This window comes from Paenibacillus sp. FSL R10-2748 (assembly GCF_038005565.1).
In the GTDB taxonomy this organism is placed as follows: domain Bacteria; phylum Bacillota; class Bacilli; order Paenibacillales; family Paenibacillaceae; genus Paenibacillus; species Paenibacillus polymyxa_B.
In genome coordinates, this window is the sequence record NZ_JBBOTK010000001.1 from 933,236 (window position 1) to 950,540 (window position 17,305).

Genomic DNA, 17,305 nt, shown 5'->3' on the forward strand with positions numbered 1-17,305 from the left:
AAGCAAGGAGAGGAAAACAAGTAGATCATGGCGTGCCTAGTATCTTATTGGACAAGCGGCCTACATCAAGCAGGGGAATTCGTCTGATTTTATTACCATCATGTGAGAGGAGAATTTTCATGAAGAGTTTTAATCGTTCCATTGGCGCGAAATTACGAATTATGTTTTTGCTGATTCAGCTCTTTGCATCCCTTTTATTCAGCGTCAGTTTCTATGTAATATCCATGAGTATCATTAATAACAGTGTCATGCCTCAGGTAGACCAATTGCTAGAAACTGGAGCTAAAAATGTGTATCAGGATCTCAATATTTCCTTAGCGGTTCAGGCCCAACAAGGAAGCGGTTCTGATTCCGGCTCCGCTATACAGATGGAATCCTATCTTCAGGACAAGGTCGATACTCTCAAATTAGAATCGGCATATATCACAGTAGTAAAGGATGGTAAAGCCGAAGTCGTCGCAAGGAATGTAAAATCAGTATACAAGGTCAAGGATGCACTCATTCCTGTAGAGGATATTAAAAAAGCAAAACAAGGCGAGATGAATATCAGTGAAATTTACAGCGATTCGTACGGAGTACACAAAACCGCCTTCTTTGCTATATCGGGTAGTAATCTAGTTCTGGGTGTGAACGAAGATGTCGGATTCGTACAGGAAAAATCCCAACAAATTTTATGGATTTGCATAGGTATTACAGTGGCAACGCTCCTGCTGGGCGGAATTATTTCTACCCTCGTGATACGTAAAGTTGTAGAACCCATTGCTGAATTGGTTCGTCATAGCGAAAAAATCGCTCAAGGTGATCTTTCACAAGAAGCGAAGGTTCATGGAGTCAATGAAATTGCCCAACTTGCCCGCAGCTTCCAATCAATGTCTCATAACTTGAAAGAAATGATCGGCCATGTGCTTTCTACATCCGGTGCGGTTGTTGAAGGATCGGACGAGCTGCTTCGTCGGACTGAGGCTATGAGTGTAAAAGTGCAGGACTCTACAGTTGCCGCAGAGGAAGTAGCAAAGGGCAGTACCAGCATAGCTACAACTGCTGCTGAAAATGCACAGGCTATGGAGGAAATCGCTCAAGGTGTTCAGCACATCGCCTCCTCTGCCAATGATGTATCCGATCAAATCAGTGAAGCAACGAAAGAAACGGTTAACGGTAATACGCTCGCTCAAAAAGCTGTAGCTCAAATGTCACAGGTAGGACATGCTGCCGATGAATCGCTTCGATACATCCATAGTATGAATGAGCGCTCAGAAGCCATTGGCAGTATCGTTTCGGCTATTTTCGATATTACGAAGCAAATTCAAATGTTGTCCCTGAATGCCTCCATTGAAGCTGCCCGTGCGGGCGAACATGGACGGGGCTTCGCCGTAGTAGCTGGAGAAGTACGCAAGCTTGCCGAGCAATCTAAAGAAGCCACACAAGAAATTTCTGACTATTTGGTTACCATTCAAGAAGTATCGCAACAATCTGTGGACTCTGTGACCCAGGTTAGCCGTGAAATTCATTCGGGAACGGAAATGGTTCAACAAGCGAGCTCAGCCTTTAACCAGCTAAGTGAGCTTATGCAAAAGATCAATGCCACGATTCAAACGGTATCTGCAGCAACGGAGCAAGTATCCGCCAGCTCGGAGGAAGTATCTGCTTCCGTGGAAGAGACAGCTCTCATCGCTGCCAATGCACAGCATATGATTCAAGAAATCGGTTTTAACGCCGATGAGCAACTAAATGAAATGGAAAGCCACAGCGAGGTTGTTCGCCAATTAAGCAAACAAGCAACCGAGCTGCAAAAGGCAGTTCAAAAATTTAAAATTACGTAAGCCGATACAATAGAGGATTTTGCAAAAATCCCATAAGCGACTTCCAATGGACAAGATGTAGATCGAAATGGTTTAGTTCGTCTATATCTTGCACTTCAGAGCGACTGGAATCGAATTTTGCAAAATCCTGAATAAAAAGAGGTATCTCACAGTCTTGAAAATGGCTGTAGAGATACCTCTTTATTTTTTAAAAGCGATTTTAATAATCATCCATGAAGTTTATGAATTCATTCCCATAATACGATAAATTTGCTCCATATCTAAATGAGCCCGTACCACCTCTGCGACACGGTCAAACTCTCGTTCCTTGGCTTCACGTACAGTAAAAGTGCTTTTTAAAGGTGCCAAGCCCTTAGCTTGTCGCAATCCATCCAGCCAGCACCGGCGAAAACGGTCATTATCAAACACACCGTGCAAATAGGTTCCCCATACTTTACCGTCTGTCGTACCCCAGCCTTCCTCAAAAGCTGTTCCTTCGCCACGCCGGATATGGAATAGCCTTTTCATTTCGCTTAGGCTTAAAGTTTTATCTATAGGTGCGTATGGTTCCGTAACATACTCCGTAACGCCCATATGTATTTCATAGCCTTCAATGCTTGGCTTAGAGGCAGAACCCGAATCAGGCGCAAGCAAAAGCGGGCAATGATTAGACAGGGTTCCCTGTACGCGTACGGTTTGCTTTTCCTTTAAAAAGGTCGTGGATAGAGCCAGCCAACCTAACCCTTCTGCCTGCTGCGGCAACCCAGATTCGACGGCTTCGGGATCAAATAGCGCTGTACCCAGCATCTGATAACCTCCACAAATGCCAACTAGCTGTGTGCGTCCAGTATTCATAGCCTGCCGAATGTCTTTCTCCAGACCTCTCTCACGCAATTCCAGCAGGTCTCCAATAGTGTCTTTGGTCCCCGGTAAGATAATGGCGTCCGGTACGCCCAACTGTCCGGCTTCTGTGACATAACGAACACTCACATCCGGCTCTGCGGCCAGAGCATCCGTGTCCGTAAAATTGGAAATCCGCGGATATCGTATCACCGCAATATCCAGTTCTTTATCTTTTGCAGATTGCTTGGGCTTCTTGTCCAGTACTACCGAATCCTCTGCTTCAATGCGAATGTCTGGTAGATAGGGCAATACACCGAGTACAGGAATGCCCGTCCGTTCTTCCAGCCAGTCTAATCCCGGTTGAAGCAGAGACAGATCACCTCTGAATTTGTTAATGATAAATCCGCGGATGCGCTGTACTTCATGGGGTTCCAGTAACTCGATGGTTCCTACGAGAGAGGCAAAAACACCGCCCCGGTCGATATCTGAAATAAGCAACACTGGTGCATCCGCCCAACCTGCCAAATTCATATTTACGATATCTCGGTCCTTCAAATTAATCTCTGCCGGGCTGCCTGCCCCTTCCATAAGGACAATATCATAGGTATCACGCAACCGATTCAGAGCATCCATAACGGTCTGTTTGGCTTTTGGCAAAAAATCCTTCCGGTAATCTGAGGCGCTCATATAGGCATAAGGTACACCGTGTACAACAATTTGTGAGTGCATATCTTTGACTGGCTTAATCAGAATCGGATTCATGTCAGTCGTGGCCTCAATACCGCAGGCCTCAGCCTGCACCCCCTGAGCGCGTCCAATTTCCTTGCCGTCCTCGGTAACATAAGAGTTTAACGCCATATTTTGCGACTTAAACGGTGCGGGACGATATCCGTCCTGCGTAAAAATACGGCAAAGCGCAGTTGTCACCACGCTTTTGCCCACATCCGACGCTGTTCCTTGAAGCATCAATACGGCTGCCGGGTTCGTGCAGGACGGTTCGAAAGTTGACAATTGCCTCTTCCCCTTTAACGAATTCATTTCAAATCTGGTCACAACCCGTACAAAATTACAATAAACAACAATAAAACAGTCTCCAGCAATTCGTTTAAAGTTCCGTATATATCTCCCGTAAGTCCACCCAAGCGGCGGTTAATACGGTTTGCCGTGAAGGTTCCAACACCGTAAGCCAAGACCGGAATCAACACAAAGCCTATCGAGATTGGAAGGCTCTCAGAATATGAAAGGAACGTCTGTATGGTTGATCCTGCCAACGACAGATTCCCAGTATCCCTTGTTGCTGTAGCCAAACCTGCCAGAAGATATTGTCCTACGGCAGCACTCAGGGTCACTAATACAGCCCAGAATACGGCTAACCCTACGCGGCCACCACTCATATCAGCAAAACGCGCAGCCAGCCCATCATCATTACGGGCTTTAGGCCAGCGCTTCATTGCATGTACCATAAACCAGCGGCTCCAAACCATCGGAAGCAGCAGTAAGCCAGACACATTCCGTTCAACCAACACTGTATACAGCAAAGAAGCCTTGAGCATGAGTAGCAACACACAAGCAATAACGCCCATTGCTCCTACACGGCTATCCTTCATAATCTCCAGCATCCGCTCACGGGATCGGTAGCTGAACAAGGCATCAGCCGCATCCATCCACCCGTCCAAATGCAATCCGCCCGTCAACCAAACCCAGACAACAAGCGTAAGAATCGCACACGGCAACGGCGGCAACACCATAGAAGTAAGCGCCGCAAAGCCCCAGACAATGATGCCAATAACCACTCCGACCAGCGGATAATAACTTGCACTGCGTTTAAGCAAATCCGGGGAAAAATCCAATTCCGCCTTCACCGGAAGACGCGTTAAAAATTGAAAAGCCGCAGCAACAGCCTGACGTTCGCGGCTCATAGCTTATATTCCAACTGTTTGAGTTCTACGGGAATGCCCGCCGTCACCAAAAATACTTCATCACAAAGACGGGCAATCCGCTGATTCATTACCCCACTCAAATCCCGATACAGCCGACCAAGCGGATATTCGGGCACAATACCGTCACCAACCTCGTTGGTCACGATGACGAGCTGCCCCGGATACTGCTCCACAGCTGCCGCCAGTTCATTAATGGCAGCTCTGGACGCAGCTTCGCCGTCCTCGCCTGCGGCCAGCAGCACGTTCGACAGCCACAGGGTCAGGCAGTCGACTAGCACCATAGGCGCGGGTGATGGCTGCGACGCTTGATCGCCGCCAAGCCGTCGCAGCAGCTCCGGCAGCGCCTGCGCTTCCTCCAGCGTCTGCCAGTCGTATCCGGCAGACTCGCGCTGGACCCGATGAAGGGCGATGCGCTCCTTCATCTCCATGTCATAGGCTTGCGCCGTTGCAATGTAGCAGGCGCCAGGCGCGCGCGACATGCATAATCGCTCGGCAAAGCCGCTTTTCCCGCTGCGTGCCCCGCCAGTCACGAGCGCTTTCATCGCTGCGCGGCTCCCTGACCGTCCGATACGCCTGCATCGGCAAAGGTCGCCATTTCGCGCATAATGCGGCACGCCGCATCAATCAGGTGCAAGCTAAGCGCACCGCCTGTGCCCTCCCCGAGCCGCATGTCCAAATGAAGCATGGGCTCCAGCTTGAGCTGCCGGAGCACCGCCGCGTGCCCGCGCTCGTCCGAGGCGTGCGATGCAAGCATGTACGCAGCGCTAGCAGGCGCAAGTGCACGCGCTACGAGGGCGGCTGCGCCTGAAATAAAGCCGTCCAACACAACTGGACAGCGATGTGCGGCTGCCCCGAGGATGACTCCTGCCAAGGCGGCAATCTCTAGACCGCCGACCTTAGTGAGTACGTCGAACGCATCATTTGCATCTGGCTGGTTCACGTCCAATGCGCGGCAGACAACCGATATTTTACGGGTAAGCCCAGCCATATCTACACCCGTCCCCCGGCCTACGATAACTTCCGGCTCCAGTCCGGTGAGAGCACATACGACCGCAGCGCTGGCTGTCGTATTCCCGATGCCCAGCTCTCCGGTAACGAATAGCCGTGTGCCACCTTTGACCGCTTCTGCTACGGCTTCTGCTCCGGCCAAAACCGCCTGTTCCGCTTCTGTACGCAGCATCGCTGGCCCTTTAGCTATATTCGAAGTACCCATGCGTACCTTACGGTCCACCAGATTCGCGTGAGCGACATCCGCATTCACGCCAACATCTACCACCTTGACATCTGCGCCCGCATGGCGTGCCAGCACATTAATTGCCGCGCCACCTGACAGCATGTTATACAGCATTTGCTGTGTAACCTCAGCCGGAAAGGCACTGACTCCCTCTTCACACACCCCGTGATCCGCAGCCATGACCATAACCGTTTTACGATCAAATTCAGGCTTGTCCACTCCTGTAATTCCTGCTAGCTTGATGGCCACACTTTCCAACTTTCCAAGACTTCCCGGTGGCTTTGTTAATTGGTCCAAATGGGCTGAAGCTGCCGAGGCCGCCACCCCATCCGGCTGGGCAATGCTATCGATCAGCTGACGCAGCTTGTTGTTCATAACTTCCACTCCCTGCTCTTTTTAAGTGTGTTTCATCGTTTATTTAATCTGCTGTATCCGAAGCACTCCTGCGCAGCAAGAGCTGCGGCACACCGCTATCGGGATGCGGAAGCATCACAGGCTCAACACCGTATACTCGTCGAATCCGATCCTCGGTTAATAACTTCGATGAAGCTCCCAATCCTTCAACCATTCCATCTTTGAGTACAAGCAAATCTTCGCAAAATTGGGCTGTCAAGTTAAGATCATGCAAGACCGCAATAATCGTCACACCCGTTTCTTGGCGCCAATCTGCCAACAGTTCCATAAATTCAAGCTGATAGCGCAAGTCCAGATAGGTCGTAGGCTCGTCCAGCAGCAATATTCGTGGCTCCTGCACCATTACTTTTGCCAAAGCTACACGCTGTCGCTGTCCCCCACTCAAGCGGTCCAATGCTCTGTCCGCCAGCGTGGTAAGACCCAATCGCTCTAGCACGCGATCCGTGATCGCCTCCACATCAACACCCTTTTCCCTGCCTAGCCAGTCCTGATGAGGAAAACGTCCCATTTCTACGACTTCCCTGACGGTGTATCCCACTGGAGGAAGCCCTTCCTGTTGGAGTACGGCTATGAGTCGGGAAAGCTCTTTTCTGCTGTAGCTACCGACCTTTTTGCCATAGATATGAACGTTTCCCGAAGTTGGCTGATCTACACCGGAAAGCAAATGCAGCAAGGTGGATTTTCCACTGCCGTTCGGACCAATTATCCCCCACCAAGTTCCTTCGTCGACGCTCCAGCTTATATTCTTTAACGCATGGAACTCTCCATAGGCACGTGTTAGACCCGCTACCTCTAACGCCCGATCATGTACCTTCTGTGATTCACTTTGTTCTGTCACAGCATTTCCCCCCTGCGCAGCTTCTTGTTCCGGTACAGGAGATATGCGAAGAACGGTGCCCCAACAAAGGCCGTCATCACGCCCAGAGGAATTTCCGTGGGGGCTAACAACGTGCGAGCCGCCGTATCTGCCCAAGCCATAAAAATAGCTCCACCGAGCGCAGATAATGGAACAATCATCCGGTAATCAGGCCCTGTCACCAGACGAATGATATGCGGTACAACGAGTCCCACAAAGCCAATCACTCCACATACCGAGACAGCGGCTGCTGTCAGCAGCGTGGAAATGATCAGAACAGATAGCTTCGTCGCATCTACATGAACTCCCATGTGAGCCGCCTGACGTTCACCCAAAGCCAAAATATTCAGCACACGTGCCCGGTTCCATAGAAATACCAGTCCTATGACCACATAAGGTAAAAGGATTCCTGTATATGACCAACCGCGCAGACTAAGACTTCCCATCGTCCAGTACAATATTTCATTGACCGTCTCCTTCGACATGGCTGTCAGAAAGGAAACAACCGCCCCCAGAAAGGATTGCATCACCACACCCGACAAAATGAGACTTTGTGTCGGGATTTTTCTACCTTCCCGTGCCAACGTCAGCACCATCCACAGCGTCAGCATTCCGGTCGTAAATGCCACTAACGGCAGCGTCCATATGCCAACAAATGAAAATTGAAGGCCCCAATAAATCAGTACTGCCGCTCCTACCGAAGCCCCCGAGGATACCCCCAGTGTATACGGATCAGCCAAAGGATTACGCAGCACACCCTGAAATCCGGCTCCCGCCAGCGCCAGCGCTGCCCCTACCAACATTCCCAGTAACACTCGTGGCAATCTGACCTTCAAAATAATCTGCTCTGAGGATGTATTCCAATCCGGTGTAAACGTATCGCCTAACCACGGAAGGTGGTTAACCAGAATGCCCGTGACCTGGCTGACCGGAAGCTTGGCCGAGCCGATGCCAAGACAGAGCAGCAGCGTCAGTAACAGCAGGACAAGACCTGTTCCTCCAAAGCCGATCAGTTTACGGTTCATTTGAAAATTTCAGGATACACGCCCTTGGCCACTTCCTTGAGACCTTCCGTTACACGTGGACCCGGACGACTGATCAAATTATCATCCACGGCAAACACCCGGTTGTGGCGAACAGCCGATATTTGATCCCATCCACTGCGAGCTTTAATGATTTCACCGAGCGTTTGACCAGTTTTGTCGTCCTTGACACTTTTGCTGTACAAAATCACGTCAGGGTTCGCAGCAATAATATTTTCCTCACTAATTTGGTACCACCCCTTCTGCGTGGCGCCTACATTTTCGCCGCCCGCCAACGTAATCAGCTCGTCCATAAACTCGCCTTTACCAACTGTCCAGCCTGGTGAAAACTCGACGTATACCCGCAGCTTCTGACCTTTACCGATATTTTTAATTCCTTCTTTCACTTCAGCTACATCTGCTCTCATCTTGTCAGTCACCGCTCTCGCTTCTTTCTGATGATCGGTGATTTTCCCATACAATTCGATGTTAGCCATGACATCTTCAACTGTCTTCGGTTCCGTTTTAAAAATCATAATTCCCATGTCGCGCAGCTTGGTCGTAGCCTGTTCACTAAGTGATATCCCTGCAAAAACGACTTCCGGGTTAGCAGCAATGATCGCCTCTTCGTTCGGTTTCATAATACCGCCCACTTTAGGCTTTTTCGTAGCTGCTTCCGGGTAATCAGAGTAGTCGGAGACGCCAACAATTTCCTTATCCAGCCCGATGGCGAACAGCGCCTCGGTTTCTGCCGGGGAGACGGAAACGATTTTATCCGGCGCTTTTTTGAATGTAAATTCCTGTCCTGTTGTATCCTTAACCGTGAGTGGGTAAACTGTTTTGCCCGGAGGCTCTTGTGCGGTTACGGTCTTTCCTGGCTGCTGTGAAGAAGTCTGATTCTCTTTATTTTCAGCATTTTTCCCATTAGCGCCACATGCACTCAGCACAACTGCCAAAATCAGAACCAATAGACCTGTTGTCCAAACCTTTATTTTTTTTCCTGCCATGATTTGCACCCCTTCATAAAAAAAATCGTTAAGAGCGTTACTTGAGCATCATCAGATATCTTCTAAATCCAGCCTTCTTTTCCTATCAAAAAACCCCCGCATCCTCATATCAGGACACAGGGGTCACGTTAGCGCAGATCGTGCGCAGGCGGCAGCTTCTTTCCGCATGGACAGTCACTGCGAACACGTCATCCTTTCCTCGAAGGATTATGGTGACAGGCGGACGGGCAGGTATCCTGACTTATGGTAAGATGCATGTCCTGAAATTCTTTCATATGCTTAGTAGCACATAAAGCAGGACTAACGGGCATGTTTCCATTTACAGTGGCGGGACCGCGCCGGACTCACACCGACTTCCCTTTTAACAGCGCAGGCAAGGGAAACCATAGTTTCATCACGCTGCGCCGACCTCGTCTGCTGGATATTTGATAAGTGGTAGTCAAGCCGTTCTTTTACTTGATGATTATAGGTTAAAAAGAGGCGGCTTACAACCCAAACAGCCTCTTTATCCGCAGGTGTCTAACCTAATGAGGAAGCATTTCTGCTATGTAATTGTGCCGTCCTGCCAGCCTCAATTGAATCCTAAATGCTTCTCCCGGCCTCGGATTCAGACTCCAAAAATCATGACCCGGTATCAGCATGCAAGCCAACTGACGAATTACGCCACCATGCGTAACGACCAAAACAGAGAGCGGCGCAGCAGTCAAACCCATGGGTTGAACTTCCATAGCAACACGCCATTCATACAGAGAGTCAAGAAATTTCCGTAGACGATTCACAAAATCTGTCCAAGACTCTCCTCCAGGAGGGGTTATCCGTTGTGGCTCATCAATCCAAGCGCGATACAAAGACACATCCTTGAGCATGTCATACGTTTTTCCATCCCACTCGCCAAAATGAAGCTCTCGCAGACGTGGTTCCATCATAGGAGACATAGTAGATAGGGAATCTCCAGACGTCAATTCTGATTCTGGCACAATGATCTGCAAGGTCTGGCGACATCGCATTAAATCGCTGCAATAGATTCGAGCAAAGGACTGCCCTTGCAATTTTTCTTGCAAAGGCTTTAATTCCTGCTCTGCTCCCGGTAGCAAACCTAAGTCGGAGTGTCCCAGATATCGACGTTCCTTGTTCCATAAGGTTGTGCCGTGACGAACTAACACGAGTTCCATGTCCCAATGCAGATCTTCTTTAGCATCATACGGCACCTTATCCTCCTGTGAGTTCGGACTTTGTGCGTATTCTACTCTCCTTTTTGCTGCTATATCTTGTTTCAAGAAATGTCACTTCCTGCTCGATCATTATTCAGTGTGTCACTCCTCACCGCACCCATCCCAAGGCAAAACAACCTGCGGCTCCTAACAAACACAATCCTACAAACATACTGGACACGGCGAACATCAGCTGGATCGTATGCCGTATATCTTTCGACTCTAGCGGTCGTATCCAATCGCCCATGTATGCACGAAAGGAGCGCACGCCATGATACACATTATAGCCTCCAAGACGAATCCCCAGTGCACCAGCAACAGCCGATTCCGGGAAGCCACTGTTCGGGCTTGGGTGCAGACGAGCGTCTCGCTTGACTGTGCGCCAGCTTCTTGCAGCATCTCGCTTGTACATCCACGCCGCTACCACAAGCATTGCCGCTGTCAGGCGTGCCGGAATGTAGTTAGCGACATCATCCAGACGTGCTGAAGCCCAGCCTAAATGCAGATACTTTTCATTTTTATAGCCAACCATGGAATCGAGCGTATTCACAGCACGATAAGCCAGCGCCAAGGGTGCTCCCCCGATCAGGGCATAAAAAAGCGGGGAAATAATCGCGTCCACGATATTTTCAGCGACCGTTTCAACCGTACCGCGTACAATCTCAGGCTCATCAAGCTGTTGCGTATCCCGCCCAACTATCATGCCCAGCTCCCGCCGTGCCGCAGCCAGGTCATCCGCCTGCAACGCTCGGTATACTGCCATTCCTGCGTCCTTTAGTCCTTTGGAAGCAATCGTGGTCGCAATCAGCACCATTTCTACGCCGACAGACAACCACGGATGGATCCAGGCAAGCAAGTGCAATAGCGCCCAGGCGAGCGTAAAGGAGCCTCCCGCCACAATGAGTGGAAGCAGTATACCCGCACGTTTCAACCCCCGGTCACTTCGGGCCTGGCGGCGAATCACTTTTTCCAATGCTGAAATGGCATGTCCCATACCGATGACTGGATGCGGCAACCACCTCGGGTCACCGATCAGCCTGTCCAAAAGATAGGCTGCCAGGATAATCAAGCTAACTGTCACGCCGCTGCTCCTCCTCCAGCACTTCACCCAATACAGACAGCAGCCTGTCGTTGGCTTCTGCATCCTTGACCGCAATTCGAAAATGGCTCGTCGTCAGTCCCGGATACATAGCACAGCTACGTATAAGAATTCCGCGTTGTCCAAGCGCCTGCTGAATCGCCGATGCGCTCCACGTACCCGGCGCCCTTGCCAGCACGTAATTGGCTTCGCCGGGAACGACACCGCAGCCCCATTCCGCCAAGGCGGTCAACAGGCGGTTGCGCTCCGTAGCAATCAGCTCCTGTGTTTGGTGCTCATATGCTTGCCCACTTCTCAAACATGCCTCCCCAGCCAGCAACGCCAATCCATTCACACTCCAGGTCACCTGTTTGGCCGTCATTCGCCGGATATAATCTGGATGAGCAATCGCATAGCCCAATCGCAAGCCAGGAATGGCATAAAATTTGGTCATTGACCGGATCAAAATCACATGAGGATAACGATCCAGCACAGGCAGTAGTGAGATTCGCCGTTCCAGCGGGATAAAATCAATGAATGCTTCATCCACCACCAGCACGGTACCCGTTTTGCCAGCCGCTTCTGCCAGTTCGCACAGCTCCTGCTTACCATATTGCACACCGTTTGGATTATTCGGCTGCCCAAGAAACAAAACATCTACCTGCTCCATGAGCTGAAGGATGTCCTCCACGTCCGCCTTCCATTGAAGCGAGGCCTTCCCGTACACCCGGTTGATCTCAGCTCCGAATTTGCCAGCCAGCTCCGCATATTCTGAAAAACACGGCTCCACTGTACCCACACGCTTAGGAGCCAGTCCCAATAGCAGGAGCGCCATACTTTCAGCCGCTCCGTTTCCGATACTTAACGACTCCGGTGGAACATGCAGTCGCCGTGCGAGCATATTTTTAAAATTCCGATGCCCAGGATCTGGATAGCGAATCACAGTGTCAAATGAGTGTTGCAGCGCCTCAAGCACCTCCGGTGGTGGACCAAGCGGATTAATATTTGCACTAAAATCTACAAAATCCGCAGCAGCTCCGCCGAATGTCGCCGCAGCTGTTTCCCTGTCCCCGCCATGACCGTAAACCTCTATCATTACCTCTCATCCTTTCCGGCCGTTTCCAATCATTTAGCTCCATTATGAGGCTGCTTTTTGCGTCCCGTCAATGCAAATGAGCTTTTGTACATGGCTCACTTGGGTTACAATAGAAGGAGGCACACATAAATTACACAGTTTATATACGGAGGAATGGACATGCTGTTCATCGACAACCAGGGGATACACGATCCAGCCATTAATCTTGCCATTGAGGAATACGCGCTCAAGCATCTACCGCTGGACGACAGCTATTTGCTGTTTTACATTAATCAGCCTTCTATTATTATAGGCAAGCATCAAAACACTATTGAAGAAATCAACGCCGAGTTTGTCAGAGATAACAATATTCAAGTCGTTCGTCGCCTGTCCGGCGGTGGGGCTGTATATCATGATCTCGGTAATTTAAATTTCAGCTTCATTACTAGGGATAACGGGGAATCCTTTCATAATTTCCTCAAATTTACGCAACCCGTGATTGATGCTCTGCGCCAAATGGGAGTAGAAGCTGAAATGACAGGCCGCAACGATCTACAGGTCGGAGAACGTAAAATTTCAGGAAACGCCCAATTTGCCACACGCGGACGGATGTTCAGCCACGGTACATTGATGTTTAACCTGAATCTGGACAATGTGGCTGCATCGTTGCATGCCAATCCCGAAAAATTCAAATCCAAAAGCACTAAATCCGTCCGCAGTCGCGTGGCTAACATCAGCGAACTGATGGACCGTGAGATGACCATAGAGCAATTTCGCGAGGAACTGCTGCGTTTCATATTCGGTGCAGAATTGGATCAGGTACCTCAATATAAGCTCACCGATACCGATTGGGCCAAAATCCATGAAATATCCAAAGAACGCTACCAATCGTGGGATTGGAACTACGGTCTATCCCCCGAGAGCAATATCAAGCACACACGTAAATTTCCGGTCGGCATTATTGATATCCGCATGGATCTTAAGGAAGGCTATATCCGTGATATTAAAATCTATGGGGATTTCTTCGGCGTGGGTGACGTTGCTGATATTGAAAATATCCTGCGTGGCAAGCGCTATGATGGAGGTGAGGTACGTCAAGCCTTATCCTCTCTCGATTTGAAGCACTATTTTGGTAATATTGAGCTGGACGATTTTGTTGGACTTGTATTTTTGGAAGACTAACCGTTACTTTTTCCCATCGTTTCAAGCCAATACTTCAGTGGTTATAAGGGGACAGGCTCTTATAGGGGCCGTCCCCTTTTCATTGCGATATTGTCATTTTGAATATTATAAGATACAATTTTAACATTGCCCCATGATAGAGATAAAGGAGAGAATACCGATATGTATAAATTAATTGCCATTGATATTGATGATACACTCATTAACGACCAGAAAGAAGTTACACCGGCGACACAACAGGCATTAGAAGCTGCTGTAGCGAAAGGTGTGGTGGTTACCCTCGCTACTGGACGAGCTTATGCCTCTGCACATAAAATTGCTCGTCAGACTGGTTTGAACGTGCCAATCATTACGTACCAAGGAGCTTTGGTTAAAAACCTGCTGGACGAAAACGTGCTGTATGAGCGTTATGTTCCACTCGTGGCTGCACGTCGCCTGTATGAATTCTGCGTAGAACGCAATCTGCATCTGCAAACGTATATAGATGACAAATTGTACACACGTGAAGATAATCAGAAAATCAAAGATTACACGGAACTGAACAACACGGAATATTTTGTAGAGCCTGTATTCAGTAAAGTTATAGAGCAGCCGGCTCCTAAACTGCTGATCATCGACGAGCCGGAAGTGTTGGATGAATTAATTCCTGAACTTCGCGAACTGCTTGGCAATGAAGTTCACATTACAAAATCCAAGCCTCATTTTCTGGAAATTATGCATCATGAAGGCACCAAGGGCCATGCGCTTACCTTCCTTGCAAACCATTTTGGCTGTGAACTGTCGGAAACGATTGCTATCGGCGACTCTTGGAACGACCATGAAATGCTTGAATGCGCTGGTCTCGGCATAGCGATGGAGAATGCCATTCCTGATTTGAAAAAGCTGGCTGATTATATCACTCGTAGCAATAACGAAGACGGTGTTAAGCACGCCATCGACAAATTCGTACTCAATGTTGAATAAGCAAAAAGTGCCTGCTCCCATAATACTTAAATAAAGTAATACAACAACAAGGCCTCCAAACGTCGCATGATCAGTAACATACGACAGTTTGGAGGCCTTTTCTGTCAGATCATATAATAACCTGACCGCTATAAAATATCAGGCAGCAGAACGTACCTTGCGCCTGTTCACCAGACGGATAATTCCATTGTTCATAAGGATTAGTCCGGTCACAATGAGCAGCACCCCAGCCAGCATCCACCAGCTTACATGCTCTCCATACAACAACGCTCCCAAGCCCACCGCAATCGGCGGTGATATATACAGCCACGTCGTCGGAAACAGGGGATTTGTACGCTCCATGAGCCAGTAGAACAGTGTATGTGCAATCATTGAACCAAACAGGATCAGATAAAGTAAAGACCCCATGGCAGGAAGGTACTGCCACCCCTCAGAACTCCACGGTTCCGTGATCGCAGACAGTAACAGCAGCATCCATCCCCCATGGATCATTTGCGCCGCATTCAGGGCAATTGGGTTCGTTTCACGAAATACATCCATCACTCGCTTGGAATAAAGAGCTCCCCCGGAATAACACAGCTCCCCCAGCAAAATGACAAGGCATCCCGCCAGCCACAGACCACTGATCTGAACCGCCAATCCGGGCAGCACAACCAGTACCACACCAAGAAAGCTGATCATGCAGCCAACGACCGTAATCCGTGACGTTTTTTGCCGTAGCAGTACAGATTGCAAAATGACGATCATCATCGGCCCGGTAGCTGACAAAATAGCTCCGATCCCCGAGCTGACATATTGCTCTGCCCAATACAAGGCTGAAAATGTACCGAAGGTCGTTCCTGCTCCAATCAGCAACATTTCCTTACGCCATAATAACGACCATCGTACTTTTCCGGTCAGCTTCATAGCAATGAACAATATCGCCCCTGCCGCGAAAAAACGTACACCTGCCGATAGGAATGGTGGAAGTCCGGCTTCCACTCCCACTTTTATGGCCAAAAACGTTGTGCCAAAAATAAGACACATTACTGTAAACGCGATACCTATCATGATACGTCCCTCTCCCTTCAGTTGCTTTTAAGCATACAGGGGGACGAACAGAACAGATGTATAACTACAGAACAGTTGTATACGTTTTTAAAGTGCTATATAGTACAATACACAGAAAGGAGCGTGGACAGCATGGGTAAGAACAACAGCGAACTACTCTTTCCAGCCGATCATGCCTTAAAGCTGTATGAGCAGGTTATCCATTATGTAACTGTGCGGATTGATCGCGGGGATTGGCAAACAGACATGAAGCTGCCGTCCGTACGAAGCTTGGCTCAGGAGCTGGGTGTACATCGGCTAACTGTTTTCCGGGCATATCAGGAGTTGAAGCAACGGGGACTGGTCTATGTAAAAGACAAATCAGGATATTACGTTCATGCTTCCCAAGCGACTGGGCATGCAAAATATGCTGGCTACTCGGGACATTCGTCCATTGACCTCACGATTCACTCCGAATCTGCCCATGCGGCAGATGATCCGTCAGTTTCAGCCTGGAGAGGAATGGATGGACTTAGCCGCGTTCAATCGGTAAATGCGAATTTCCAGTTTTCCAAAGCGCTGATTGACCCATCTCTCCTGCCCAACCGATTTTGGGGAGAGCTGATGATGCAGGTATTTGAAAAGCATCCAAAAGTAGCGGCCACCTATTCCGCTGTACAGGGCGATGCCGAGCTTCGGGAGGCCATGGCGCAGCATTTTAGCGTGGATAAGCATTTTGCTTTATCACCGGATGAAGTGCTGATTACCTCTGGAGCACAGCAAGCCATTGATTTAATTGCCCGATCTCTGCTCCGTACAGGAGACCGTGTATTGATCGAACGCCCTGCCTATGGCCCCGCTATGGAAATATTCCGTAGACTAGGCGCACGTCTGACTATGACTGATATTCGACCAGAAGGTTATGATATGGACCAGATTGAGTGGTGCATGAAAACGGAAAAACCACGCCTCTTTTATATGAATCCAACATTCCACAACCCGACGGGCTTTACGGTCCCCGATGAGCAGCGCAAACGACTGCCTGAACTAGCCGAGCGCTATGGCTGCCTTATTGTTGAGGATGACAGCACCTATGACATTAGCTTTGGGCAAAAGCCCCCTTCTCCGATTTTCGCCTATGATGTTTCGGGAAGCGTCGTCTATATTCGAAGTTACAGTAAATATGTCGCACCCGGTCTACGAATCGCAGCCGTGACCTGCCGACCACAGCTCATGAACAGCCTGCTGAACGTCAAAGCGTTAGTGGACAATGGATCGCCACTGCTGAATCAAAAGCTGTTTTTAGAATACTTTCAATCTCCACGTATGCAGCAGCATATTAAAAAGCTATGTATCGCGCTCCAGATTCGTAAGGAAACGATGGAAGACAGTCTCCGCGATTCCGGTTGGACGTGGACCAGCCCGGCAGGGGGACTCAACCTGTGGCTCCAGCTGCCTTCTACGTTGAAACCTAATGAATTACTTGCCAAAAGTTTACAAGAGTCTGTATCCTTTGTCCCCGGCAATGTATTTGATCCCATCTGCGCAGAGGGTAAAACGCATATACGGCTGTCTTATTCATACGCCAACGAGCTACAAATCAAAGAAGGAATCTCCACACTTCTACGTATCAGTCAAACGATGTAAAGGTA

Annotated in this window: 15 protein-coding genes and 1 riboswitch; of the genes, 4 read left to right on the forward strand and 11 right to left on the reverse strand. The window is 49.3% G+C overall.

Annotation, left to right across the window (positions count from 1 at the left end; translation table 11 throughout):
- The first annotated feature begins 119 nt into the window (after positions 1–119).
- Complete coding sequence (locus NSS66_RS04440; RefSeq protein WP_340958499.1) at positions 120–1,820, forward strand: methyl-accepting chemotaxis protein; 1,701 nt, start codon at positions 120–122, stop codon at positions 1,818–1,820.
- A 219-nt stretch (positions 1,821–2,039) separates the two neighbouring features.
- Here the strand turns inward: NSS66_RS04440 and NSS66_RS04445 are convergent, their stop codons facing one another.
- From NSS66_RS04445 to cobD, 10 genes are all read right to left on the reverse strand, one after another.
- Positions 2,040–3,653 carry a cobyric acid synthase gene (locus NSS66_RS04445; RefSeq protein WP_254347808.1) on the reverse strand — a complete coding sequence of 538 codons (1,614 nt, stop codon included), beginning with the start codon at positions 3,651–3,653 and terminating at the stop codon, positions 2,040–2,042.
- A gap of 38 nt (positions 3,654–3,691) precedes the next feature.
- Positions 3,692–4,561 (reverse strand): adenosylcobinamide-GDP ribazoletransferase, encoded by an 870-nt coding sequence (gene cobS, locus NSS66_RS04450; RefSeq protein ID WP_023987652.1) that lies wholly within the window; start codon positions 4,559–4,561, stop codon positions 3,692–3,694.
- On the reverse strand, positions 4,558–5,124 hold the full coding sequence (cobU, locus tag NSS66_RS04455) for a bifunctional adenosylcobinamide kinase/adenosylcobinamide-phosphate guanylyltransferase (protein ID WP_053324914.1): 567 nt from the start codon (positions 5,122–5,124) through the stop codon (positions 4,558–4,560). The genes cobS and cobU overlap by 4 nt, the downstream gene beginning before the upstream one ends.
- Positions 5,121–6,191, reverse strand: a complete 1,071-nt coding sequence (gene cobT, locus NSS66_RS04460) for a nicotinate-nucleotide--dimethylbenzimidazole phosphoribosyltransferase (RefSeq protein ID WP_028543012.1) — start codon at positions 6,189–6,191, stop codon at positions 5,121–5,123. The genes cobU and cobT overlap by 4 nt, the downstream gene beginning before the upstream one ends.
- Before the next feature lie 43 nt (positions 6,192–6,234).
- Positions 6,235–7,068, reverse strand: coding sequence for an ABC transporter ATP-binding protein (locus NSS66_RS04465; protein WP_023987649.1), 834 nt, complete (start codon positions 7,066–7,068; stop codon positions 6,235–6,237).
- The gene (locus NSS66_RS04470) at positions 7,065–8,111 is read right to left on the reverse strand and encodes a FecCD family ABC transporter permease (protein ID WP_071559001.1); all 1,047 of its coding nucleotides are present in this window, start codon (positions 8,109–8,111) and stop codon (positions 7,065–7,067) included. Before NSS66_RS04470 ends, NSS66_RS04465 begins: the two co-directional genes overlap by 4 nt.
- Complete coding sequence (locus NSS66_RS04475; RefSeq protein WP_071559002.1) at positions 8,108–9,115, reverse strand: ABC transporter substrate-binding protein; 1,008 nt, start codon at positions 9,113–9,115, stop codon at positions 8,108–8,110. The genes NSS66_RS04470 and NSS66_RS04475 overlap by 4 nt, the downstream gene beginning before the upstream one ends.
- A 209-nt stretch (positions 9,116–9,324) precedes the next feature.
- Positions 9,325–9,518: riboswitch (cobalamin riboswitch) on the reverse strand.
- A gap of 121 nt (positions 9,519–9,639) precedes the next feature.
- Complete coding sequence (locus NSS66_RS04480) at positions 9,640–10,392, reverse strand: histidine phosphatase family protein (protein WP_339201655.1); 753 nt, start codon at positions 10,390–10,392, stop codon at positions 9,640–9,642.
- Positions 10,393–10,435: 43 nt separating this feature from the next.
- The gene (gene cbiB, locus NSS66_RS04485) at positions 10,436–11,407 is read right to left on the reverse strand and encodes an adenosylcobinamide-phosphate synthase CbiB (protein WP_023987645.1); all 972 of its coding nucleotides are present in this window, start codon (positions 11,405–11,407) and stop codon (positions 10,436–10,438) included.
- A complete protein-coding gene (gene cobD / locus NSS66_RS04490) occupies positions 11,397–12,500 on the reverse strand; it encodes a threonine-phosphate decarboxylase CobD (RefSeq protein WP_076158160.1) in 1,104 nt (367 codons plus the stop codon). Before cobD ends, cbiB begins: the two co-directional genes overlap by 11 nt.
- Positions 12,501–12,659: 159 nt before the next feature.
- Here cobD and NSS66_RS04495 point away from each other — a divergent pair, with 159 nt between their 5' ends.
- Entirely contained in the window at positions 12,660–13,661 is a 1,002-nt protein-coding gene (locus NSS66_RS04495; RefSeq protein WP_340958500.1) for a lipoate--protein ligase, read from the forward strand.
- Between the two features lie 162 nt (positions 13,662–13,823).
- On the forward strand, positions 13,824–14,624 hold the full coding sequence (locus tag NSS66_RS04500) for a Cof-type HAD-IIB family hydrolase (protein ID WP_023987642.1): 801 nt from the start codon (positions 13,824–13,826) through the stop codon (positions 14,622–14,624).
- 138 nt (positions 14,625–14,762) lie between these two features.
- Here the strand turns inward: NSS66_RS04500 and NSS66_RS04505 are convergent, their stop codons facing one another.
- Complete coding sequence (locus tag NSS66_RS04505) at positions 14,763–15,674, reverse strand: DMT family transporter (protein WP_013309297.1); 912 nt, start codon at positions 15,672–15,674, stop codon at positions 14,763–14,765.
- Positions 15,675–15,806: 132 nt separating this feature from the next.
- Between NSS66_RS04505 and NSS66_RS04510 the strand changes: the two genes are divergently transcribed.
- The gene (locus tag NSS66_RS04510) at positions 15,807–17,300 is read left to right on the forward strand and encodes an aminotransferase-like domain-containing protein (RefSeq protein ID WP_340958501.1); all 1,494 of its coding nucleotides are present in this window, start codon (positions 15,807–15,809) and stop codon (positions 17,298–17,300) included.
- Positions 17,301–17,305: the final 5 nt, after the last annotated feature.

Coding starts and splice junctions, on each gene's coding strand:
- NSS66_RS04475 (WP_071559002.1), bottom strand. CDS start 9,115: ATGGCAGGAAAAAAAATAAAGGTTTGGACAACAGGTCTATTGGTTCTG.
- NSS66_RS04440 (WP_340958499.1), top strand. CDS start 120: ATGAAGAGTTTTAATCGTTCCATTGGCGCGAAATTACGAATTATGTTT.
- NSS66_RS04470 (WP_071559001.1), bottom strand. CDS start 8,111: ATGAACCGTAAACTGATCGGCTTTGGAGGAACAGGTCTTGTCCTGCTG.
- NSS66_RS04500 (WP_023987642.1), top strand. CDS start 13,824: ATGTATAAATTAATTGCCATTGATATTGATGATACACTCATTAACGAC.
- cobU (WP_053324914.1), bottom strand. CDS start 5,124: ATGAAAGCGCTCGTGACTGGCGGGGCACGCAGCGGGAAAAGCGGCTTT.
- cobD (WP_076158160.1), bottom strand. CDS start 12,500: ATGATAGAGGTTTACGGTCATGGCGGGGACAGGGAAACAGCTGCGGCG.
- cobT (WP_028543012.1), bottom strand. CDS start 6,191: ATGAACAACAAGCTGCGTCAGCTGATCGATAGCATTGCCCAGCCGGAT.
- NSS66_RS04505 (WP_013309297.1), bottom strand. CDS start 15,674: ATGATAGGTATCGCGTTTACAGTAATGTGTCTTATTTTTGGCACAACG.
- NSS66_RS04495 (WP_340958500.1), top strand. CDS start 12,660: ATGCTGTTCATCGACAACCAGGGGATACACGATCCAGCCATTAATCTT.
- cobS (WP_023987652.1), bottom strand. CDS start 4,561: ATGAGCCGCGAACGTCAGGCTGTTGCTGCGGCTTTTCAATTTTTAACG.
- NSS66_RS04510 (WP_340958501.1), top strand. CDS start 15,807: ATGGGTAAGAACAACAGCGAACTACTCTTTCCAGCCGATCATGCCTTA.